At 62.3% G+C, this 20,487-nt stretch carries 16 protein-coding genes and 1 pseudogene; 9 read left to right on the forward strand and 8 right to left on the reverse strand.

Annotated features, from left to right (window positions below):
• Window positions 1–2: 2 nt before the first annotated feature.
• The 6 genes from DGA31_RS10660 to yaaA all read right to left on the reverse strand — a co-directional run bounded on the left by DGA31_RS10660 (window position 3) and on the right by yaaA (window position 8,680).
• The gene (locus DGA31_RS10660) at window positions 3–1,511 is read right to left on the reverse strand and encodes an alginate export family protein (protein WP_109512500.1); all 1,509 of its coding nucleotides are present in this window, start codon (window positions 1,509–1,511) and stop codon (window positions 3–5) included.
• A complete protein-coding gene (gene algK, locus DGA31_RS10665; protein WP_109512501.1) occupies window positions 1,508–2,938 on the reverse strand; it encodes an alginate biosynthesis TPR repeat lipoprotein AlgK in 1,431 nt (476 codons plus the stop codon). Before algK ends, DGA31_RS10660 begins: the two co-directional genes overlap by 4 nt.
• 2 nt (window positions 2,939–2,940) lie before the next feature.
• Window positions 2,941–4,113 (reverse strand): alginate biosynthesis protein Alg44, encoded by a 1,173-nt coding sequence (locus DGA31_RS10670; protein WP_109512502.1) that lies wholly within the window; start codon window positions 4,111–4,113, stop codon window positions 2,941–2,943.
• A 40-nt stretch (window positions 4,114–4,153) separates the two neighbouring features.
• Window positions 4,154–5,635, reverse strand: coding sequence for a mannuronan synthase (gene alg8, locus DGA31_RS10675; protein WP_109512503.1), 1,482 nt, complete (start codon window positions 5,633–5,635; stop codon window positions 4,154–4,156).
• A 79-nt stretch (window positions 5,636–5,714) separates the two neighbouring features.
• Window positions 5,715–7,031 (reverse strand): nucleotide sugar dehydrogenase, encoded by a 1,317-nt coding sequence (locus tag DGA31_RS10680; RefSeq protein WP_056841605.1) that lies wholly within the window; start codon window positions 7,029–7,031, stop codon window positions 5,715–5,717.
• Between the two features lie 869 nt (window positions 7,032–7,900).
• Window positions 7,901–8,680: a peroxide stress protein YaaA gene (gene yaaA, locus DGA31_RS10685; RefSeq protein WP_056841604.1), complete on the reverse strand. Its 780-nt coding sequence runs from the start codon at window positions 8,678–8,680 to the stop codon at window positions 7,901–7,903.
• A gap of 160 nt (window positions 8,681–8,840) precedes the next feature.
• On the opposite strand from yaaA, the pseudogene DGA31_RS10690 reads away from it, so the two are divergent.
• From DGA31_RS10690 to moaE, 5 genes and pseudogenes are all read left to right on the forward strand, one after another.
• Window positions 8,841–10,013 (forward strand): annotated as a pseudogene (locus DGA31_RS10690) (polysaccharide deacetylase family protein); the annotation flags it as partial.
• Window positions 10,014–10,490: 477 nt separating this feature from the next.
• Complete coding sequence (locus DGA31_RS10700; RefSeq protein WP_056841603.1) at window positions 10,491–11,885, forward strand: PhoH family protein; 1,395 nt, start codon at window positions 10,491–10,493, stop codon at window positions 11,883–11,885.
• Window positions 11,886–11,952: 67 nt separating this feature from the next.
• The gene (moaC, locus tag DGA31_RS10705; protein WP_056841602.1) at window positions 11,953–12,444 is read left to right on the forward strand and encodes a cyclic pyranopterin monophosphate synthase MoaC; all 492 of its coding nucleotides are present in this window, start codon (window positions 11,953–11,955) and stop codon (window positions 12,442–12,444) included.
• Entirely contained in the window at window positions 12,435–12,680 is a 246-nt protein-coding gene (locus DGA31_RS10710) for a MoaD/ThiS family protein (RefSeq protein WP_056841601.1), read from the forward strand. The genes moaC and DGA31_RS10710 overlap by 10 nt, the downstream gene beginning before the upstream one ends.
• A gap of 2 nt (window positions 12,681–12,682) precedes the next feature.
• Window positions 12,683–13,132, forward strand: a complete 450-nt coding sequence (gene moaE / locus DGA31_RS10715) for a molybdopterin synthase catalytic subunit MoaE (protein WP_056841600.1) — start codon at window positions 12,683–12,685, stop codon at window positions 13,130–13,132.
• Between the two features lie 129 nt (window positions 13,133–13,261).
• On the opposite strand, the gene rhlB is transcribed toward moaE, so the two are convergent.
• Window positions 13,262–14,734, reverse strand: a complete 1,473-nt coding sequence (gene rhlB / locus DGA31_RS10720) for an ATP-dependent RNA helicase RhlB (RefSeq protein ID WP_109512504.1) — start codon at window positions 14,732–14,734, stop codon at window positions 13,262–13,264.
• Between the two features lie 114 nt (window positions 14,735–14,848).
• Window positions 14,849–15,505, reverse strand: a complete 657-nt coding sequence (locus DGA31_RS10725; RefSeq protein WP_056841598.1) for an alpha/beta hydrolase — start codon at window positions 15,503–15,505, stop codon at window positions 14,849–14,851.
• A 485-nt stretch (window positions 15,506–15,990) separates the two neighbouring features.
• Between DGA31_RS10725 and DGA31_RS10730 the strand changes: the two genes are divergently transcribed.
• From DGA31_RS10730 to DGA31_RS10745, 4 genes are all read left to right on the forward strand, one after another.
• The gene (locus tag DGA31_RS10730; protein WP_109512505.1) at window positions 15,991–17,019 is read left to right on the forward strand and encodes an amino acid ABC transporter substrate-binding protein; all 1,029 of its coding nucleotides are present in this window, start codon (window positions 15,991–15,993) and stop codon (window positions 17,017–17,019) included.
• Window positions 17,020–17,092: 73 nt separating this feature from the next.
• Complete coding sequence (locus tag DGA31_RS10735) at window positions 17,093–18,274, forward strand: amino acid ABC transporter permease (protein WP_109512506.1); 1,182 nt, start codon at window positions 17,093–17,095, stop codon at window positions 18,272–18,274.
• A 10-nt stretch (window positions 18,275–18,284) separates the two neighbouring features.
• A complete protein-coding gene (locus DGA31_RS10740) occupies window positions 18,285–19,382 on the forward strand; it encodes an amino acid ABC transporter permease (RefSeq protein ID WP_056841595.1) in 1,098 nt (365 codons plus the stop codon).
• 10 nt (window positions 19,383–19,392) lie between these two features.
• The gene (locus DGA31_RS10745; RefSeq protein WP_056841594.1) at window positions 19,393–20,157 is read left to right on the forward strand and encodes an amino acid ABC transporter ATP-binding protein; all 765 of its coding nucleotides are present in this window, start codon (window positions 19,393–19,395) and stop codon (window positions 20,155–20,157) included.
• The last annotated feature ends 330 nt before the right edge of the window (window positions 20,158–20,487 follow it).

Below are 20,487 nucleotides of genomic sequence, written 5' to 3' on the forward strand. Positions count from 1 at the left end.
CATCAGAAGCGCCAGATGACATCGACGATGGCCCGGTGCATGTAGCTGTCCACATCGCTGTGATAGGCATCGCCCGGTTTGAACACCCCGGCGCGCAGGCGGATCAGTGCCGAAGGCTCATCGACCGACTGGCTGATGGCCGCCGGCAACAGGCCCTGCTTGAAGTACTTGGTGACCACCAGGTCCATCTCCTGGCCGAGGTCCTTGCGCCCGTCTTCCAGGGGCAGCGAACTGAAGGTGTTGGTCGGGAGGCCGCTGGCATCGAACTGTTCCTGGGTCGGGTTGATCCCGGCGCCGCCGATCCGTGCATGGCCGTCGACGCGGCGGAACTTGTGGTAGATCAGCGAGGCGTCGTACTCGTCATTCATCTGCCAGGAAGCGAACAGCGAGCCGGTCTCGACGTTGGCCATTTCGCCCTGGAAGGCTTCGCCGAAGCGATGCACCCGCGAGCGCGTGCCGGTCCAGTTCGAGCGGTTGCTTTCCAGGCCGGTCTGCTCATAGTGCTTGCTGGCCCGCGAGTAGGCCGCGCCGACCTGCCATTGCGGGTCCAGGCGCAGGCGCAGGCCCAGGTCGGTGGCCCAGCCATCGACGTTGCGGCTACGTTTGTCACCGGCCAGGTACTGGTCGGTGTTGGCGTCATAGGTGGCGCCGATCTCGTCGCGGTCGCCGGTCAGCCAGGTCAGGCTGCCCCAGTAGTTGAGGGTGTGGGTGTTGCGGTGGTTGAAGGCGTCGCTGTCGGCCTGCAGGCCCAGCCAGGTCAGGTCGCCATTGGCGGTCTTGTCCAGGTCGTCGAGCACTTCACCGCTGCGCTTGAGCTTGCCGTCGTCGTGGCTGTGGTGCGCGCGAATACCGGCCCAGTGCCCCGGTGTCCACTGGTAGCTGGCCGAGCCGAACAGGTGCTGGCGGTCTTCGTCTTCCGGGGCCAGTTCGGTCAGGTCGGTGCGGTACTCACTGAAGCGCTGGGCAGCGCCCATGTCGGCGCGCAGCAAGGTGGTGTCGAAAGTCCAGTTGATGGCCTCGATGTTCACGTCGCGCCACTGGCCGTCGTCGTTGCGCAGGCGCTGGCGCCCGACCTTGAGGATCTCGCCGGGGTAGGGGGTCAAGCCGCTGTAGCCGACCCAGAACTCGCGCAGGGCGGCGTAGCTCTTATCGACCTCGCGCTCGCTGGCGTTGCCACGGGCCACTTGCGTGCCTGACTGGCCGCGGCTGTTGGTGGCGGTCTGCTCCAGCGGGTCGGTCTGGATGGTGTCGGTGGCAGTCACCAACTGGCCCATCGCATAGCCGCTCCAGGCACCGCGCTCGCCATACACCCACGGGCGCAGATCCAGGCCGATGCCGTTGACGTCACCGCCTGAGCGGGTGCCCAGGTCGCGGTCATCTTCGCTTTGTGCGGTGATCTTGGCTTCCAGGCCGACGTTCTGCTCTTCGGTCAGGGCGGCCAGGGTCGGGCACGCCCAGAGCAGGGTAAAGCCAAGACCCATGCCGGCAGCCATCAGGGGGTTGAGCTTCATAGGGCTTCCTCAGCGTTGTCTTTTTGCAGGGTTTGCAGGACCAGCGCGCTCTGGCTGGCGGTCGCACCCCGGACGTTCTGTTCGCGTTCGAGCAAGGCTTGGGCTGTGGCGAGGCGTTCCGGTGGCAGTTGCTGGTTGATGTGCTGGATCAGTTCGCTGTCGGGCGCCGTGCCACGGGCCAGGGCCAGTTGGCTGAAGACCCAGGCGTTGACCGGATCGGGGCGGATGCCACGGCCCTGCGAGAACAACTGCGCCAGGGCGTAGTCGGCGCTGGTCTGGCCGCCACGGGCGGCGATCAGCAGTTCGTCCACGGCTTTTTGCGGGGCGACCCGGCCCAGATAACCGCGCCGGTACAGTTGCCCCAGGTAGTAGTGCGCCGAGATCTCGGTGGCAGTGGCCTTGATGAGGTGCTGCTCGGCCTTGACGGCATCGGCCGGCAACCACTTGCCTTCGTAGTAGAGCCGTCCCAGCAGCAGTTCGGCCCGTGGCTGGTCGGCAGCGCGGCCGTTGTCCAGGTACTCCATCAGCGTGTCGACGTCACCCAGTTCGGGAAAGTCGTAGAGCAGTTTGGCCAGTGTCACCCATGAGGCCGGGTAGCCGGGCGCGATGCCTTCGAGCAGTTGCTGGGCGCCTTGCGGGTCAGGCGTGCCGATCTCGGCATCGCCCAGCACTCGCGCCACGCTGTCGACCCGCTGGGCGTCGACGCGGCCGGCGGCGTGGGCGCGGCGCAACTGTTCGAGCAGCGCTTTTTGCGGCTCGGCCTGGCCACGGGTCTGGTACACAGTGGCCAGCTCGACATAACACGTGTCGGCGCTGGCCAGCGCCGGCTTGCAGATGCCTTCGATTTCGTCCAGATGCTGGGCGTAGGTGCCCTGGGTGCGGTACAGGGCAATCTGCGCCAGGCCCGCCTCGGCGTAGCCTTGCTCGCGCCACTGGCTGATCTGCTGCTGCACATCGACATCGGGAAAGCTCTGCGGCGATTGCAGGTAGAGCGTGGCCAGGGCCATCAGCGCGCCGGATTCACCGTGGGCAAAGGCCTGCTTGAGCAGGCGTTCGGCTTCCTGGTGTTCGGCCTGGGTGGCCGCCGGCTTGGCCACCAGCAGGCGGCCCAGGCGCGACTGGGCGCGGGGCAGCCTGGCCGCCGCCTCGCGGTAGGTGGCTTCGGCCTGCACAAGCGCCGCCGGCTCACGGCTGGCGACCTGGATATCGGCCAGCCCGACCTTGGCCTCGTCATAGCCCAGGTCGGCCAGTTGCCGGTAATTGTGCTCGGCCAGGGTGGTGTTGCCGTTTTGCAGGGCCTCGTTGGCCAGGCGCAGATCGGGCAGGCCGACGCAGCCGCTCAGGCCCAGGCTCAAGGCGACGGCCAGGCCCAGCGTCGAAGGGGGTAGCCAGGTAGGAGTCGACGGACGTCGAGGCGCACGGTTCATGATTACAGACCTGCGGCCATGGCTTTGTCGATCAGCCAGTTCATGGACGGGCCGCGATCGCTGATCACTTCCACCGGACGGCCTGCCAGCGCGCTGCTGAGGGCCTCGTCAGGCTTGATCTGCACGCGAATGTCGCTCGAAAGTTCGGTGTTGGTCAGGTTGCTGCTGCTGACTACGCGGCCGGTGCGCATGCGCTCCTCACCGGCCACCTGGAAGCTGACCGGCATGCCGGGCTTGACGTCCTTGAACTGGCGATAGGTGAAGCGCGCCTCGACACTGGCCTGGGTGTCGCGCGGCACCAACTGGAAGATCACCTGGCCCTTGGCGGCATACTGGCCGTCGGCAACCAGCTGGCGGGCCACGATGCAATCGCACGGGCTGGTCAGGGTGCCGCTCATCTGCCGGCCGTACAGCTGTTCGATCCTGGCCGGGTCCAGGTCTTCGCCGGTCAGGCCGCCCTTGAGCATTTCCAGCATGTTGGTGTTGAACGAGGCCAGGGGCGCGCCTTTTTGTACCGCCTGTTCAGACGCCACCAGGCTTTGCAGCGTGCCTTCGCGGGGCATGGTCACTTCCATGCCCGGTACGCTGACCAGGCCGGCGGTGGCATGGCTGACGAAGTACAGGTCGTACACGGTCTTGAGCACGAAACCGGCGGCGCCCAGGCCGACGATGAAAATCCCCAGGCTGAAGGTCACCGCCCGCAGCCGGCCGAACACACCCATGCCGCTGTCGCCGGCCTTGTGCTTGCGTGCCTGGGTGAAGTTGTCGCGCTGCAGGGTGGCCAGCACTTCACCGACACTGACAATGTCGCCGGCCAGGTGCGAGGTGATCAGGTGACGCAGGGTAGCGATGTCCCGGGGTTCGAGGTTCTGGAACTGGCAGCCCACGCGGTGGGTGGCAGGATTGATCGAGCGGATCTGCAGCTCGACGTCCATGGCCAGCCCCAGGTTATCGATCAGAAACTGCAGGCGCGCCTTGATCACTTCGCCGACCTTCAGTTTCTCGCAAGCCGGGGCAATGTAGCTCAGGCCACCGGCCGACAAGTCTTCGACGCGCACCAGGGGCGCATTGGGGGCACCGTTGAGCAGGCGCAGCCTGGCCGGCAGCTTGACCCGGGCGTGTTGGCGCTGAGCTTCGGATTCATGCACGACGTTGGCATTCACGGCTGTATTCATGGTGAGGCTTCCTGATTGATCGATGGCTTCAGAGGTCCGGTCAGACCATGGTCAGCAGCACGGCGACAAAAATGCTGCCGGCCGAAAAGGTCATCGTTCGCGATGACCAGGTGTTGAACCAGCCTTGAAAGCTGGCCATGTCGCGGCTGAGCCGGGTGTCCTGGCGCGTCCAGGACTGGCGGTCGAGGCGGAAGAACACGTAGATCTTCATCAGCGCGCCGACGATCTGGTTGTAATAGAGAATCAGCGGGTAGGCCGGGCCGATCCGGTGCCCCGAACAGGCCAGCAGCAGGGTGAGGATCAGGCGCGTGATGCCGATCCACAGCAGGTACACCAGCAGGAAGGTGCCGCCGTACTTGAGGCTGGCGAGGATCGCCACGGTCAGGCCCAGCAGCGAGGTCCACATCGACACGCGCTGGTCGAACAGCACCACGCTGGTGAACAGCCCGAGGCGATTGACCCCCAGGCCCAGGGCACGGGAGTTCTGCCGCAGGTTGTTGCCGTACCAGCGGTACATCAGTTTGCGGCTGGCCTTGAAAAAGCTCTTTTCCGGCGGGTGCTCGACGGTATTGATCGCCGCATCCGGCACATAGAAGGTGTCGTAGCCCAGGCGCATGAGGCTGAACCAGCTGGACTTGTCGTCACCGGTCAGAAAACGGAAGGTGCCCAGGCGCCAGTGGTGCAGTGAGTCGCTTTCGACGTCGGCGATGAACTCCGGGTTGGTGACCACCGAGGCGCGAAACACCGACATCCGTCCGGTCATGGTCAGCACCCGGCGCGACAGGGCCATCGAGCACATGTTGATGTGCCGCTGGGCGAAGCGCAGCTTGTGCCATTCGCTCATGATGTAGCCGCCGCGCACTTCGCAGAACTCGTTGGTGGTCAGGCCACCAACGCTGTCGAACAGCTGGAACCACGGCACGGTCTTGTTGACCACCCCTTCACTGAGCACGGTGTCGCCATCGATCACCGCCACCACGGCGCGCGCGTCGGGCATGTGTCGGGAGATGGCGCGAAAGCCATAGGCCAGGCCGTCGCGCTTGCCGGTGCCGGGAATGCGCACGAAATCCAGGCTGACCCGCCCGGGCGGGTTCATGCGTGCCCACAGGCTCTTGACCAGCAGTTCGTCGCTCATTTCCACCAGCGAGCAGACCACTGTGGTCGGCAGGCCACAGTCGATCGCCTCGCGGATCACCGAGCTGTAGACCTGGGCGGTGGTCAGCGCGTCGATACGAAAGCTGGTGACCATCAGGAACACATGCGACGGATCGGCTGCGCGACCCAGCTTGCGCACCTTGCGTCGCAGGTGCGGGTACACCACATAGAGAAACAGCATGCCGCGCACAAAGTGCGTGGCGCCCATCGAGTAGCGCCAGAGGCCGACGATACCGATCAGGAAAATGAAGTGCTTCGATTGCGAATCGAAAATACTGGCGGGCAACACGGTGACCAGTGCCAACAGCAAGGTCAGGTAAAACAGCCAACCGGCGGCCTGCAGCAGGCCGTGCTTGAGCCTTTGCATAATCCACATCCTTGAATCAGTTGCAAGCTGCAAGTAGAAGCACCATGGCTTGAACTTGCAGCTTGCCGCTTGCCGCTGCTTACCAGCAGATGCCTTCGCTGCGACCGCTTTGCGCGGTGGCCCGGGTCATGAAACCCACCAGGTCGACGACGTGCTTGCCTTCCGGGGCCTTGTCGGCCAGGGCGCGGAAGCGCTCGTCACGATTGCCCAGGATGATCACGTCCGAGTGGTCGATGACCTGGTCGAAGTCGGCATTGAGCAACGAGGACACGTGCGGGATCTTCGACTCGATGTATTCCTTGTTGGCGCCGTGCATGCGGGCGTATTCGACATTGCTGTCGTAGATGCTCAGCTCGAAGCCCTTGCCGATCAGCATTTCGGCCAGCTCCACCAGCGGGCTTTCGCGCAGGTCATCGGTGCCGGCCTTGAAGCTCAGGCCCAGCAGGGCGACCTTGCGGGTATCGTGACTGGCGACGATGTTGAAGGCGTTCTGCACCTGTTCGCCGTTGCTGCGCATCAGCGAGTTGAGCAGCGGCGCCTCGACATCCAGGCTGCTGGCGCGGTAGGTCAGGGCGCGCACGTCCTTGGGCAGGCAGGAGCCGCCAAAGGCGAAGCCGGGGCGCATGTAGTACTGCGAGAGATTGAGGGTCTTGTCCTGGCAGACCACATTCATCACCTCGCGGCCGTCGACGCCCACCGCCTTGGCAATGTTGCCGATCTCGTTGGCGAAGGTCACCTTGGTGGCGTGCCAGACGTTGCAGGTGTACTTGATCATCTCGGCCACGGCGATGTCCTTGCGGATGATCGGGGCGTCGAGTTCGGCATACAGCGACTGCAGCAGGTCGCCGGAGAGCGTGTCGTATTCGCCGATGACGGTCATCGGTGGGTGGTCATAATCACTGATGGCCGTGCTTTCACGCAGGAACTCCGGGTTGACCGCCACGCCGAAGTCGACGCCGGCCTTCTTGCCCGAGCAGTCTTCGAGCACCGGAATGACCACATTGGCCACCGTGCCGGGCAGCACCGTGCTGCGCACCACGACCGTGTGGCGTGAGGTCTTGTCACGCAGGACAAAGCCGATTTCGCGGCACACCGATTCGATATAGTCCAGTTCCAGGTCGCCGTTTTTCTTGCTGGGGGTGCCGACGCAGATCATCGACAGGTCGGTGGCACGGATGGCCTCGGCAAAGTCGGTGGTGCCGCGCAATTTTCCGGTGGCGATGCCCTGTTGCAAAAGGCCCTCCAGGCCCGGTTCGACGATGGGTGATCGACCGCTGTTGATCAAGGCAATCTTGTCGGCGGAAATATCCACGCCGACCACATCATGACCCCGTGCAGACAGGCAACCGGCACACACGGCACCGACATAACCCAAACCAAAAATACTGATCCGCATCGTACTCTCCTCGAACATTACGACTGACGCCACAGGGGGCGGAATATAAATAGGGCTCGCAGTTTTCTGCGTCAGTCAGTGCCGGTTTTTATGCACGGCGGCCTAACTAACGAACGTCTGTTTAATGTAATGAGTTGCCAAATACAGGGAGGGCTAACTCAGTTTAAGTCTGATACAGATGGCAAGTTGCCTGCCCTTGAAGGCGGCGCTTGTTCCGGGCGATCTGTATCACTGCTGAACCGCGCTCAGCGGCAGGCGTGATCACGCACGGCAAGGCGCATGGCCTTGTCCTGTCACGGTCTGGCTGAAACAGCCGGGTCAGTGCTTTCCCTTGTGGCTTTGATGAGAAGGTTCATTAACTACCTACAGCATTGGTCATCCCGGAGACCAAACTTCGTTGTGGTAACGCCTTTTACCAACCTGCTTTATTCTTACCCTGTACGTCATGCCTTACACAGGGGTCGTCATTTGTTACGGGATGTAGGAACGCATGTGCAACACAATAGTTCCGGTCCATTCATCCTGTTGTATTCAAGATGCTAATTGATTGCCCCTGTGTCCGGTAGTTGCACAATGATAGCGATTTTCATGGCTGCCTTTATATCCGGGCACTCAACCTGTTTATAGCCTTAATGGCAATTACCCATAAGCGGCAAGGTGCTATCGGTTAAAAAAGCATTTATTTTTTTCATCGGTCGGTAACTGCAAGGAAGTGTATGTCCTAACTGCCGATATTTCGACGCCATTTATCTGACTGTTTCGGGCGCTTGCTTGACGGGGTGCGATGCCGCAGCCGCTTCGCTGCATCCTGGGGGGGTTGTTGCCGTTTCAGCACGGCTTGTACTGAAACGGCAACAGCCCCTGGGGTATCACTCAGGTGGGGTGTCGCGCAAAAAAACCAGTTTGTCCGGTGCCGAGTGGTCGGCGCTGTAATAGTAGCCCTGGGCATCGAACTGTTTGAGGGCTTCAGGGGCGTTGATCCGTTCGTCGATGACGAAGCGGCTCATCATGCCGCGCGCTTTTTTCGCGTAGAAGCTGATGATCTTGTACTGGCCGTTCTTGTAGTCCTTGAACTCGGTGTTGATGATCCGTGCTTGCAAGGCGCTGCGCTTGACCGCTGAGAAGTATTCGGTCGAGGCCAGGTTGAGCAGCAGGTCGTCGCCCTGGTCGGCCAGTGCCTGGTTCAACCATTCGCTGAGGCGTGTACCCCAGAAGGCGTACAGGTCCTTGCCACGCGCGTTGGCCAGTTTTGTGCCCATCTCCAGGCGATACGGCTGCATCAGGTCCAGCGGGCGCAACAGGCCGTACAGGCCCGACAGCATGCGCAGGTGCTGCTGGGCGTAGTCAAGCCCGGCCTGGTCGAGGGTTTCGGCCGCCAGGCCGGTGTACACATCGCCCTTGAAGGCCAGCAAGGCCTGCTTGGCGTTGTCCGGGGTAAAGTCCGGCGTCCAGCTGCCAAAGCGTGCAGCATTCAGGCCGGCCAGCTTGTCAGACAGGTGCATCAGTTCGGCGATCTGCTGGGGTGCCAGTGCGCGAAGCTGGGTGATCAGCGCTTGTGAGTGGTCCAGATACTGCGGCAGGGTGTGGCGGGTGGTCGTGGGCGGGGTCTCGAAGTCGAGGGTCTTGGCGGGGGAAATCACCATCAGCATGCGCGTGTCTCCTGAAGTCGTGGCGCGATTCTAGGGGGTGATCGCAGATCACTCCAGCAAACAAGGCAGTCAGTTGCAGGGCAAGGCATAAGGCAGCAGGGTGATCGGCTATAGTGCCGGCTCGCCCCGGACAGGGATCGGTAGAGAAGGAGCATCGGGTTTGCGTATCGTTCTGGCAGTGTGCATGTGTCTGTTGGGGTTCAAGGTGCAGGCGGCCGTGCCGCCGGTGGCGACGGTCGATCGCAGCCTGTGGCCTGAGCGCCTGGAAAATCCGGCACTGTTCGATGTCGCCTCGCGTGCCGAGATCCTGGCATTTGCCCATGCCCTGTGGGCCAGCGAACAGCTCGATGAAGACAGCCTCAAGCGGCGCCTGGGGCTGCGCTACATCAACGTGGCCTCGCTCAACCTGGTGCGCAACCGTCTGTGGGAGCGCCTGCTGGTCAACTTTCGTCATGCGCGCAAGAGCTGCACCGAGGATGCCAACTTCTGTGTCTATGCCAGGGACATGGAGCAACTGCGCCAGCGCGCCGAGGAATTCAGGATCGGCGATGATTCGTTCTATGCCGCCTGGGCCGCGCCCAGCGCCATTTTCCACAAGCTGTACCTGGACGAGCTGCTGTACAAGGCCGCGTTGTTCCCGCAGACCAGCAGTGAGATCGCCCGCTACAACTCCGATGAAATGAGCGGCGACGAACTGCCCGACCGCACCTTCATGCTCAACTTCGAAGGCGGTCCGAGTGCGGCCAATGGAGACACCGACTGGCTGGCCGATTTCATGCGCCAGCAGAACATGACCGCGACCTTCTTCGTGCTGGGCAAGGCCTTGCAGGCGCGCCTGGACGGCAGCTCCACCGGGGCGATCCAGAACCTGTACCGCCAGCAGTGTGTCGGCATCCAGGGCTGGGAATATCGCTCGCACAGCCAATGGCGCGACTGGCAAGGCTCGGTGCAGCGCAGCGCCGCACTGGTCGAGCGGCTGCTGCCGGACAATCTGGTGCCGCTGTTTCGCCCGCCCTACGGGCATCGACGTGCCGACAGCGGTGAGTTTTTCCGCTCACACAACCTTCGCGTGTCGTTGTGGACCATCGACGCCCATGACCAGTTGCCGCGCATGACCTCGGCACAGATCAGCGACCGTGTGCAGACCCTGATGCTGCTGTGGCGCCGGGGCACGGTAGTGTTTCACGATTCCGGCGCGCAGGCGCAGTCGGCGCTGCCGCTGTTACTGGCCAACAGCGCCCAGAGCGAGCTGACCTGGGAAGACTGCCGCAACCTGTCGCGTGAACCGGAGCCCGAGCTGGAACCCGAGCCTGAACCCGAGCCCGAGCCCGAGCCGACGCCGGAGCCTGAGCCGCAGGACGGGCAGCCATCCACGCAGCAAGAAGGCGTGCAGGAACCGGCGCCACAACCGTCTGCGCCTGTGCAGGAAAATGTGCAGGAAACCGAGTCGATAAAGGCGCCCGAGGGCGCGCAGCCAGTACAGCGCGTGGACCCTGCGCAGTTGCAGGCGCCGGAAAATCAGGAGGAGCCCGAGGCAGGCAATTAATGAATGTAAACGTGCTTGCACCGACCGCCAAGCGCTATTCGTCATACTGTGAAATAAACTTCAAAAAACTGTCAAAGTGCTTTTTTCTGTCATCTGTTTTGCGGTATTACCTGAGTCAGACCGCCGAAACCTGCAACACAGGTGGCGTCGCACAAGACCCACCTTGAGCCCCGGCTCCCCTGCCTCAAGGGAAGCCCCCGGCGGTCCCCCAGTGGCACGGATCTCAATGATGCCGTGTCCAGGCTTCTACAAAGGTGAGCGAGTATGGATGACCACGGACGCAGCCCCTCCACCAACCAGCCTATCCTTTACGTGCTCGATACCAATGTATTGATCCATGATCCCAATGCACTGCTGAATTTCGAAGAACACCACGTTGCCATTCCGATGACGGTCCTGGAGGAGCTGGACAAACTCAAGGATGGCAAGCACTCGGTCGCCGCCGAATGCCGCCAGGCCATTCGCCTGATCGACAAGACCCTGGGCGAGGCCTGCCCTGAAGACGTCGAGCAGGGCGTGCCCATCGACCGCGGCACCGGCGTGTTCAAGGGCTATCTGTCGATCCTGATGAGCAAGCGCCAGGAACCGACCAGCCTGCTGCCCGAACACCTCAACGACAACATCATCATCAACCAGTTGATCGACCTGCACGCCCGCCAGAAAGACCGTGCCGTCGTGCTGGTGACCAAAGACATCAACATGCGCCTCAAGGCGCGCGCCTGCGGCATTGCCGCCGAGGACTACAGCACCGACCAGCTGGTCGACGACGTCTCGCTGCTGTCGCGTGGCTATCACGAGATGACCGGCTCGTTCTGGGACCGGGTCAACAAGGTCGACACCCGTCAGGACCACGGCCGCACCTGGCACCGTGTGCAGTTGAATGAAAACATTCCCGCGGTGCACCTGAACGAATTCATCATCGATGAGCAGGGCTTCGTCGGCTGGGTCAAGGGCGTCAAGAACGACGAGCTGATCATTCTCGACATGCACCAGGAGCCCTTGCTGCACCAGGAAGCCTGGGGCCTCAAGCCACGCGACATCCATCAGGCCCTGGCCCTGTTCGCCTTGCTCGACCCGGACATTCACCTGGTCAACCTGACCGGCGCGGCCGGTTCCGGCAAGACCATCCTGGCGCTGGCCGCCGCCATCGAGCAGACCATGGTCAGCAAGCGCTACCGGCGCATCATCGCAACCCGCAGCGTGCAGGGCCTGGACCAGGAGATCGGCTTTCTGCCCGGTACCGAAGCGGAGAAGATGGAGCCCTGGCTGGGGGCGATCACCGACAACCTCGAAGCCTTGCACATGGATGACGAAAACACCCATGGCAGCGTCGACTACATCCTCAGCAAGGTGCCGTTGCAGTTCAAGTCGCTCAACTACATTCGCGGTCGCAGCTTCCAGCAAAGCCTGATCCTGATCGATGAATGCCAGAACCTGACGCCGCACCAGATCAAGACCATCATCACCCGCGCCGGCGCCGGCTCCAAGGTGGTCTGCCTGGGTAACCTGGCGCAGATCGACACCCCCTACCTGTCGGCCACCAGTTCCGGGCTGACCTACCTGACGGAGCGCTTCAAGGACTTCCCCAACGGCGTGCACATCACCCTGCAGGGCGTGCCACGCTCTATCCTGGCCGAATACGCCGAGGGCCATCTGTAGCTGCGCAGGACAGGGTCAGCATCGCCATTTGCGTTTACAATCGTGCTCCTGCAAAGGAGTAACGATTGTGCTGACTCATCTCGATTCCCAGGGCCGCGCCAATATGGTCGATGTGACCGACAAGGCCGTGACCTTCCGCGAAGCGGTGGCCCAGGCGCGGGTGCGCATGTTGCCCACCACCCTGCAAATGATCGTCGCCGGCGGCCACCCCAAAGGCGATGTGTTTGCTGTGGCGCGCATTGCCGGCATCCAGGCCGCCAAGAAGACCAGTGACCTGATTCCGCTGTGCCATCCGCTGATGCTGACCGGCGTCAAGGTCGAACTGACGGCCGAGGGCGATGACGCGGTGCTGATCACCTCGCGCTGCAAACTGTCCGGGCAGACCGGCGTGGAAATGGAAGCGTTGACCGCTGCCAGTGTCGCGGCGCTGACAATCTACGACATGTGCAAGGCCGTTGACCGCGGCATGGTCATCGAGTCGGTGCGCCTGCTGGAAAAACTCGGCGGCAAGAGCGGCCACTACCAGGCCGATGCCGAGGAGGGCGCCCCATGCGCCTGACCGTGCAGTATTTTGCCCGTTACCGTGAAGTGCTGGGCCTGGACAGCGAGTCGCTGGAGGGTACGTTCAGCCACCTGGACGACGTGCGTCAACTGCTGCTGGGGCGGGGCGAGGCCTGGCAAGTGCTGGCCGAGCAGGGCTTGATGTGCGCGCGCAACCAGGCACTGTGCACGCTGGCCGAGCCGGTCGAGAGCGGTGATGAGGTGGCCTTCTTTCCACCGGTGACCGGAGGATGAGCATGAACGTTCGGGTCCAGGTCGCCGCCTTCGATGCCGGCGCCGAGGTCAACGCCCTGCATGCGGCCAACCGCGGTGTCGGGGCGGTCGTGAGTTTTGTCGGCTATGTGCGCGACTTCAATGACGGCCAGCCGGTGTCAGGCATGTTTCTGGAGCATTATCCGGGCATGACTGAAAAGGCGCTGGGCACGATCATCGACCAGGCCGGCGAGCGCTGGCCGTTGCTGGGTGTCGAGGTCCTGCACCGGGTGGGTCACTTGGCGCCGGGCGAGCCGATCGTGTTCGTGGGGGTGACCAGCGCGCACCGGCAGGCCGCGTTCGAGGCCTGCGAGTTCATCATGGATTACCTCAAGACCCGCGCACCGTTCTGGAAGCGCGAGGACACCCCCGAAGGCCCCCGCTGGGTCGAAGGCCGCACCAGCGACCAGCAAGCGGCCCGGCGTTGGGATTGATCCTGGGCAGAGGCATGATCGGCGGGGGCTGAAAAGGCCGAATGTGCCGGCCCTTTCGCGACCGTTGGTCGCTCCCACGGGTGTGCCGCACCCTTGCAGGAGCGACCAGCGGTCGCGAAGGCAGGTCTCTCAGGTGCGCTTGCGTTCCACCGGGCGCAACAGCACGGTCGGTGGCATTTCGCAGCTGATCTTGCGCCCCAGCTTCTCTTCGATGGCCGGCAACTGGTAGGAATCGTCTTCGCCGGCAAAGCTGATCGACACGCCGTCGGCACCGGCCCGACCGGTACGGCCGATACGGTGCACATAGTCGTCGGGCATTTCCGGCAGGGTGAAGTTGATCACATGGCTGATGCCGTCGATGTGGATCCCGCGCCCGGCCACGTCGGTGGCCACCAGCACGCGGATCTTGCCTTCGCGAAAGCCTTCCAGGGTCTTGATACGCTTGTGCTGCGGCACGTCGCCTGACAGCTGAGCGGCATTTACGCCGTCGCGTACCAGGCGTTCCTCGATGCGCCGCACCTCGTCCTTGCGGTTGGCAAAGACCATGACCCGCTCCCAGCCGTTGTCGTTGACCAGGTTGTACAGCAACCGGTACTTGTCGGCCGAAGCCACGGCATAGATGTGCTGTTCGACATTGGCGTTGGCCAGGCCCTCGGCCTCGATCTCGACAATGGCCGGGTCCGTGGTCCACTGCTTGGCCAGGTTCATCACGTCTTCGGTGAAAGTGGCCGAGAACAGCAGGGTCTGGCGCTCGCCCTTGTGCGGGGTCTGGCGGATGATCTGGCGCACCTGCGGAATGAAACCCATGTCGAGCATGCGGTCGGCTTCGTCCAGCACCATCACCTCGACCATGTCCAGGTGCACTTCGCCGCGCTGGTTGAAGTCCAGCAGGCGGCCCGGCGTGGCCACCAGAATGTCGCAGTAGCGCGCTTCGAGGTGCTTGAGCTGCTTGTCGAAGTCCATGCCACCGACGAAGCTCATCACGTTCAGGCCGGTGTAGCGGGTCAGGTCGGCGGCGTCCTTGGCGATCTGCACCACCAGTTCGCGGGTCGGGGCGATGATCAGTGCACGCGGCTCGCCCATGTAGCGCTCGGCGGGCGGCGGGGTCTGCAGCAACTGGGTGATGGTCGAAATCAGAAAGGCCGCGGTCTTGCCGGTGCCGGTCTGCGCCCGGCCAATGGCGTCGCGGCCCCTGAGGGTGTAACCCAGCACGCCGGCCTGGATCGGCGTGCAATAAGGAAAGCCCAGGTCGTGGATGGCATGCATCACCGACGGTGCAAGGTTGAAATCATGAAAACGGGTCTTGCCTTCCTGGGGCTCGACGCTGAAGTCTTCGGGCTTCCAGGTGTCGACCGGTCTGGGCGGGCGTTCGCGGCGCGGGCGTTCGGCCCGAGGCGGCTTGGCCTGGGGCGTCTCTGCCAGTGCAGAGGGTTCGCTGGTCGTCGGCAGGGGTGAAACAGAAGGCGGTGTCGCAGCCACGGGCTGGACGGGGAGGGTGTCGTCGGTCATCACTGGAGCGGGGGTCGATGCAGTCGGAAGGGGCGCGAGCGGCTCGGCCTCGTCTTTACCGAACATCTTCTTGAGTGCTTTGAGCACGGTCATCTCGTCAATTGGTCAAGGAATGTACGCCGAGCAGTGTAAAGCAAGTTTCATGCTCGGCGTAGTGTCATCCATACAGGGCTACAAGACCTGGGGATAAATGCGCAAGCACGGGTGTTACCGCAGCTTGTCGCCGAGCCAGGTCCTGATGTCGGAAATCTCCTGGGGTAACACTTGGTGGCCCATGGGGTATTCCTGCCACTGCACGTCGACGCCCAGCGACTTGAGGTACTCATAGACGGTACGGCCCATGGCATTGAGCACCACTTCGTCGTGATAGCCATGCAGGCAATAGGCCGGAATGCGCTGCTGGCTGGCCGACAGGGTCATCTGGTCGGTGAAGGTCGGCGCGTAGGTCGACAGCGCCAGGACCCCGCCCAGCGGCCCCTGCCAGCGGCGGTAGGCGGTGTGCAGCACCACGGCGCCACCTTGCGAGAACCCGGCCAGGAAGATCCGCGCCGGATCGATGCCGCTGTCGCGCTGGGCTTCGATCAGGTCGAGTACGGTCTGTGCCGATGCCTCGAGTTCTTCATGGCTGATGGCCCGCGCCGGGCTCATGGCGATGATGTCGTACCAGCTTGGCATCTGATAGCCGCCATTGATGGTGACAGCGCGCATGGGCGCCTGCGGTAACACGAAGCGGGTGGTGGTCAGCGTGGTCTGCAAGGCTTCGGCAACCGGCTCGAAATCAGTGCGGTCGGCGCCCAGGCCATGCAGCCAGATCACACAGGCATCGGCGTCTTTGGTGGGCTCAAGTATCAATGGGTGGGTCATGGTTGCTCCAGTCTGGTGCGCTACGGTATCAACCGTGCATTCAATAAGTGCCGGGCCTGGCGCGGCCCATTCAAATCTGAACGAAGATGTCGCAAGGGTACAACTTTTGCGCTTGACCTGTAGGTTTATCGAATCAGCCAGCAGTCTGGTACGCGCTTTGCTATGGAACAAGCGGAGTCAGAGCGCTCACGTCGTCCGGTAACACTATTTGGCTATCACCGGTCGGCGCAGCACGCGAATCCCAGCTACAGGATTCACGGCACGATTCATTCCGTCACTCAAGATACGGAAAAATCATGGGGCTTTGGTTCGCGAGGCGAGGGGGTAACCGTTACAAGCGGGCAACAGGAGGATCCTGGGCCCGTTTAATGAACAGACCCAACGTCGCATGACCCAAAAAAATGCCAGCACGGGTCGTTGATGCCCCACAAGGGTGCGGCGTGACTAAAGCTCCCACACAACAAAGAGCAAACTGGAGGTTATGAATGAAGATGTTGAAATCCACCCTGGCCGTAGTGACCGCTTTCGCTGCACTGGGCATCACCAGTGCCGCCAATGCCGGCGCAACGCTTGATGCAGTCCAGAAGAAGGGCTTTGTCCAGTGCGGCGTCAGCGACGGTCTGCCAGGCTTCTCCGTTCCAGATGCCAAGGGCACCATCACCGGTATCGACGCTGACGTCTGCCGCGCCGTAGCCGCCGCTGTCTTCGGTGACGCCACCAAGATCAAGTTCAGCCAGTTGAACGCCAAGGAGCGCTTCACCGCACTGCAATCGGGCGAAATCGACGTGCTGTCGCGCAACACCACCTGGACCAGCTCGCGTGACTCGGGCATGGGCCTGACCTTTGCCGGCGTGACCTACTATGACGGCATCGGCTTCCTGGTAAACAACAAGCTGGGCGTCAAGAGCGCCAAGGAACTGGACGGCGCCACCGTGTGCATCCAGGCCGGTACCACCACCGAGCTGAACGTTTCCGACTACTTCCGCGCCAATGGCCTCAAGTACACCCCGATCACCTTCGACACCTCCGACGAAAGCGCCAAGTCGCTGGAAAGCGGCCGTTGCGACGTACTGACCTCCGACCAGTCGCAGCTCTACGCACAGCGCAGCAAGCTGGCCAACCCGGACTCCTACGTCGTTCTGCCGGAAGTGATCTCCAAGGAGCCACTGGGCCCGGTCGTGCGTAAAGGCGACGAAGAATGGCTGGCCATCGTCAAGTGGACCCTGTTCGCCATGCTCAACGCCGAAGAAGCGGGCGTGACCTCCAAGAACGTCGAAGCCGAAGCCAAGTCGACCAAGAACCCTGACGTGGCCCGTATGCTCGGCGCCGATGGCGAATACGGCAAGGACCTGAAGCTGCCGAAGGACTGGGTCGTGAAGATCGTCAAGCAAGTGGGTAACTACGGCGAAGTCTTCGACCGTAACCTGGGCGAAACCACGCCTTTGAAAATCAAGCGTGGCCTGAACGCACTGTGGAACAACGGCGGCATTCAGTACGCTCCTCCGATTCGCTGATCTGACCCTGCGCCGGGCGGCCTGAACGGGCCGCCCGGCGTTTTGCACGGTTCCATCTTTTCCGGGGCATTTCATGCAAAAACATATCGACGCACCCAAACAAAAGCTCACCCTGAGCGACCCCAAAGTGCGCGCCTGGCTATTCCAGATCATCACCATCGTGGCGGTGATCTCTCTGGGCTGGTTCCTGTACGACAACACCCAGACCAACCTTGAACATCGCGGCATCACCTCCGGTTTCGACTTTCTCGAGCGCAGTGCAGGCTTCGGTATCGCCCAGCACCTGATCGACTACACCGAAGCCGACAGCTATGCCCGTGTCTTTCTGATCGGCTTGCTCAATACCTTGCTGGTGTCGTTCATCGGCATCATCCTGGCGACCCTGCTGGGCTTCAGCATCGGTATTGCCCGCTTGTCGTCCAACTGGATGATCAACAAGCTGGCGACCGTCTACGTCGAGGTATTTCGCAATATCCCGCCGTTGCTGCAGATCCTGTTCTGGTACTTTGCCGTCTTCCTGACGCTCCCTGGTCCACGCAACGCCCATGGCTACCTCGACATGTTCTATGTCAGCAGCCGCGGTGTGAACATGCCCCGGGCGATGGCTGCCGAAGGCGTGACCGCGTTCCTGGTCAGCCTGGTGGTCGCGGTGATTGCCACCTTGCTCATGGTTCGCTGGGCCAACAAGCGCTTCGAGGCCACCGGCGAGCCGTTCCACAAGTTCTGGGCAGGCCTGGCCCTGATGCTGGTGATCCCGGCGTTGAGCATCCTGGTCGCCGGTGCCCCCGTGCACTGGGAAATGCCCGAGCTGCGCGGTTTCAACTTCGTTGGCGGCTGGGTACTGATCCCTGAACTGCTGGCGCTGACCCTGGCCCTGACGGTGTACACCGCGGCGTTCATCGCCGAGATCGTGCGTTCCGGCATCAAGTCGGTCAGCCACGGCCAGACCGAGGCGGCCCGCTCGCTGGGCCTGCGCCAGGGACCGACCCTGCGCAAGGTCATCATTCCGCAGGCCTTGCGGGTGATCATTCCGCCACTGACCAGCCAATACCTGAACCTGGTGAAGAACTCTTCCCTGGCCGCCGGTATCGGTTATCCGGAAATGGTTTCGCTGTTCGCCGGCACCGTGCTCAACCAGACTGGCCAGGCTATTGAAGTCATTGCCATCACCATGAGCGTGTACCTGGCAATCAGCATCAGCATTTCCCTGTTGATGAACTGGTACAACAAGCGCATTGCGCTGATCGAGCGGTGAGGAAACGCGCATGAGTACACATACGTTCAAACCCAATCTGGCGCCGCCGAAATCCACCGTGGGTGTGGTCGGCTGGATGCGCAGCAACCTGTTCTCCGGCTGGTTCAACACCGTACTGACCCTGTTTTCGTTGTATCTGGTCTGGCTGATTCTGCCACCGATCATCAACTGGGCCATTCTGGATGCGAACTGGATCGGCACCACCCGCGCCGACTGCACCAAGGCCGGCGCGTGCTGGGTGTTCATCGAGCAGCGCTTCGGCCAGTTCATGTACGGCTACTTCCCCGGCGACCAACGCTGGCGTGTCGACCTGACCGTGATCCTGGCCATCGTCGGCATTGCACCGCTGTTCATCAAGGCCTTCGAGCGCAAGGTCGCCTACGGCCTGAGCTTCCTGGTGCTGTACCCGATCATCGCGTTCTACCTGCTGCATGGTGGCGCGTTCGGCCTGACCACCGTGGCCACCAGCCAATGGGGCGGCCTGATGCTGACGCTGGTCATCGCCACCGTCGGTATCGCCGGCGCCTTACCGCTGGGGATCCTGCTGGCACTGGGACGGCGTTCGAACATGCCGGCGGTGAAGGTGGTCTGCGTGACCTTCATCGAGTTCTGGCGCGGCGTGCCGCTGATCACCGTGCTGTTCATGTCCTCGGTCATGCTGCCGCTGTTCCTGCCCGAAGGCATGAACTTCGACAAGCTGCTGCGGGCGTTGATCGGCGTGATCCTGTTCCAGTCGGCCTACATCGCCGAAGTGGTGCGTGGCGGCATGCAGGCCATTCCCAAGGGCCAGTACGAAGCCGCTGCGGCCATGGGCCTGGGCTATTGGCGCTCGATGGGCCTGGTGATCCTGCCGCAAGCCCTGAAGCTGGTCATTCCCGGCATCGTCAACACCTTCATTGCCTTGTTCAAGGACACCAGCCTGGTGATCATCATCGGCCTGTTCGACCTGCTCAACAGTGTCAAGCAGGCTGCGGCCGACCCGACCTGGCTGGGCATGGCCACCGAAGGCTATGTCTTCGCAGCCCTGGTGTTCTGGATTTTCTGTTTCGGTATGTCCCGCTACTCCATGCATCTGGAGCGCAAGCTGGACACTGGCCACAAGCGTTAGGAGTTTCGTGATGAGTGAAGCAGTCAAAAAGCCGCTGGGCGCCGAAGGCATGATCCGTCTGGAAGGCGTACACAAGTGGTACGGCCAGTTCCATGTGCTCAAGGACATCAACCTCAACGTGCGTCAGGGTGAGCGTATCGTGCTGTGCGGGCCTTCGGGCTCGGGCAAATCGACCACCATCCGTTGCATCAACCGCCTGGAAGAGCACCAGCAGGGGCGCATCATTGTCGATGGCACCGAGCTGACCTCCGACCTGCGGCAGATCGAGACCATCCGCCGTGAAGTGGGCATGGTGTTCCAGCACTTCAACCTGTTCCCGCACCTGACCATTCTTCAGAACTGCACCCTGGCGCCCATGTGGGTGCGCAAGATGCCGAAGAAGCAGGCCGAAGAAATCGCCATGCACTACCTGGAGCGTGTGCGCATTCCGGAGCAGGCCAACAAGTACCCTGGCCAGCTGTCTGGTGGCCAGCAGCAGCGGGTGGCGATTGCCCGTGCGCTGTGCATGAAGCCCAAGATCATGCTGTTCGACGAGCCGACCTCGGCCCTGGACCCGGAAATGGTCAAGGAAGTGCTCGACACCATGGTCAGCCTGGCTGAAGAGGGCATGACCATGCTGTGCGTGACCCACGAAATGGGCTTTGCCCGTACCGTGGCCAACCGCGTGATCTTCATGGACAAGGGCGAAATCGTCGAGCAAGCCGCGCCAAACGACTTCTTCGACAACCCGCAAAGCGACCGCACCCGGCTGTTCCTCAGCCAGATCATTCATTGATCGGGTTGCTGCTTTAAAGAAATAATCAGGCCTTGTGTCTAATGCCAGTCAGTCAAGCTGACTGGCATTTTCATTTTCGGCAGGGGTACTTTGCCGCTTTCGGAAACGATCGATCAGGCAGGGACGGCCCATAAGCGGCGGCCCCCGGAGTAATGCCGGAAGGAGGGAACCCCGAAGGGGCCGAAACCAGGAGCAAACGGTTTGCGCCACTTTGCCAAGACAAAGTGGCCCGGCCCGAAGAGGGTCGGAACCTCTATCACAGGCTAGCCCGGCCAGCAGGAACACCCCGGCCTGGCTGGCGAAGCCAATCGCGGGCAGAGCCCCCTCCCA

The organism is Pseudomonas ovata, from assembly GCF_003131185.1.
Taxonomy (GTDB): domain Bacteria; phylum Pseudomonadota; class Gammaproteobacteria; order Pseudomonadales; family Pseudomonadaceae; genus Aquipseudomonas; species Aquipseudomonas ovata.

Excerpts from the sequence above, each read along its gene's own strand:
- moaE (WP_056841600.1), top strand. The coding sequence starts at position 12,683 with ATGAACGTTCGGGTCCAGGTCGCCGCCTTCGATGCCGGCGCCGAGGTC.
- alg8 (WP_109512503.1), bottom strand. The coding sequence starts at position 5,635 with ATGCAAAGGCTCAAGCACGGCCTGCTGCAGGCCGCCGGTTGGCTGTTT.
- DGA31_RS10745 (WP_056841594.1), top strand. The coding sequence starts at position 19,393 with ATGAGTGAAGCAGTCAAAAAGCCGCTGGGCGCCGAAGGCATGATCCGT.
- DGA31_RS10700 (WP_056841603.1), top strand. The coding sequence starts at position 10,491 with ATGGATGACCACGGACGCAGCCCCTCCACCAACCAGCCTATCCTTTAC.
- DGA31_RS10670 (WP_109512502.1), bottom strand. The coding sequence starts at position 4,113 with ATGAATACAGCCGTGAATGCCAACGTCGTGCATGAATCCGAAGCTCAG.
- DGA31_RS10725 (WP_056841598.1), bottom strand. The coding sequence starts at position 15,505 with ATGACCCACCCATTGATACTTGAGCCCACCAAAGACGCCGATGCCTGT.
- DGA31_RS10730 (WP_109512505.1), top strand. The coding sequence starts at position 15,991 with ATGAAGATGTTGAAATCCACCCTGGCCGTAGTGACCGCTTTCGCTGCA.
- yaaA (WP_056841604.1), bottom strand. The coding sequence starts at position 8,680 with ATGCTGATGGTGATTTCCCCCGCCAAGACCCTCGACTTCGAGACCCCG.
- DGA31_RS10710 (WP_056841601.1), top strand. The coding sequence starts at position 12,435 with ATGCGCCTGACCGTGCAGTATTTTGCCCGTTACCGTGAAGTGCTGGGC.
- DGA31_RS10680 (WP_056841605.1), bottom strand. The coding sequence starts at position 7,031 with ATGCGGATCAGTATTTTTGGTTTGGGTTATGTCGGTGCCGTGTGTGCC.
- DGA31_RS10735 (WP_109512506.1), top strand. The coding sequence starts at position 17,093 with ATGCAAAAACATATCGACGCACCCAAACAAAAGCTCACCCTGAGCGAC.
- algK (WP_109512501.1), bottom strand. The coding sequence starts at position 2,938 with ATGAACCGTGCGCCTCGACGTCCGTCGACTCCTACCTGGCTACCCCCT.
- DGA31_RS10740 (WP_056841595.1), top strand. The coding sequence starts at position 18,285 with ATGAGTACACATACGTTCAAACCCAATCTGGCGCCGCCGAAATCCACC.
- rhlB (WP_109512504.1), bottom strand. The coding sequence starts at position 14,734 with ATGACCGTGCTCAAAGCACTCAAGAAGATGTTCGGTAAAGACGAGGCC.
- DGA31_RS10660 (WP_109512500.1), bottom strand. The coding sequence starts at position 1,511 with ATGAAGCTCAACCCCCTGATGGCTGCCGGCATGGGTCTTGGCTTTACC.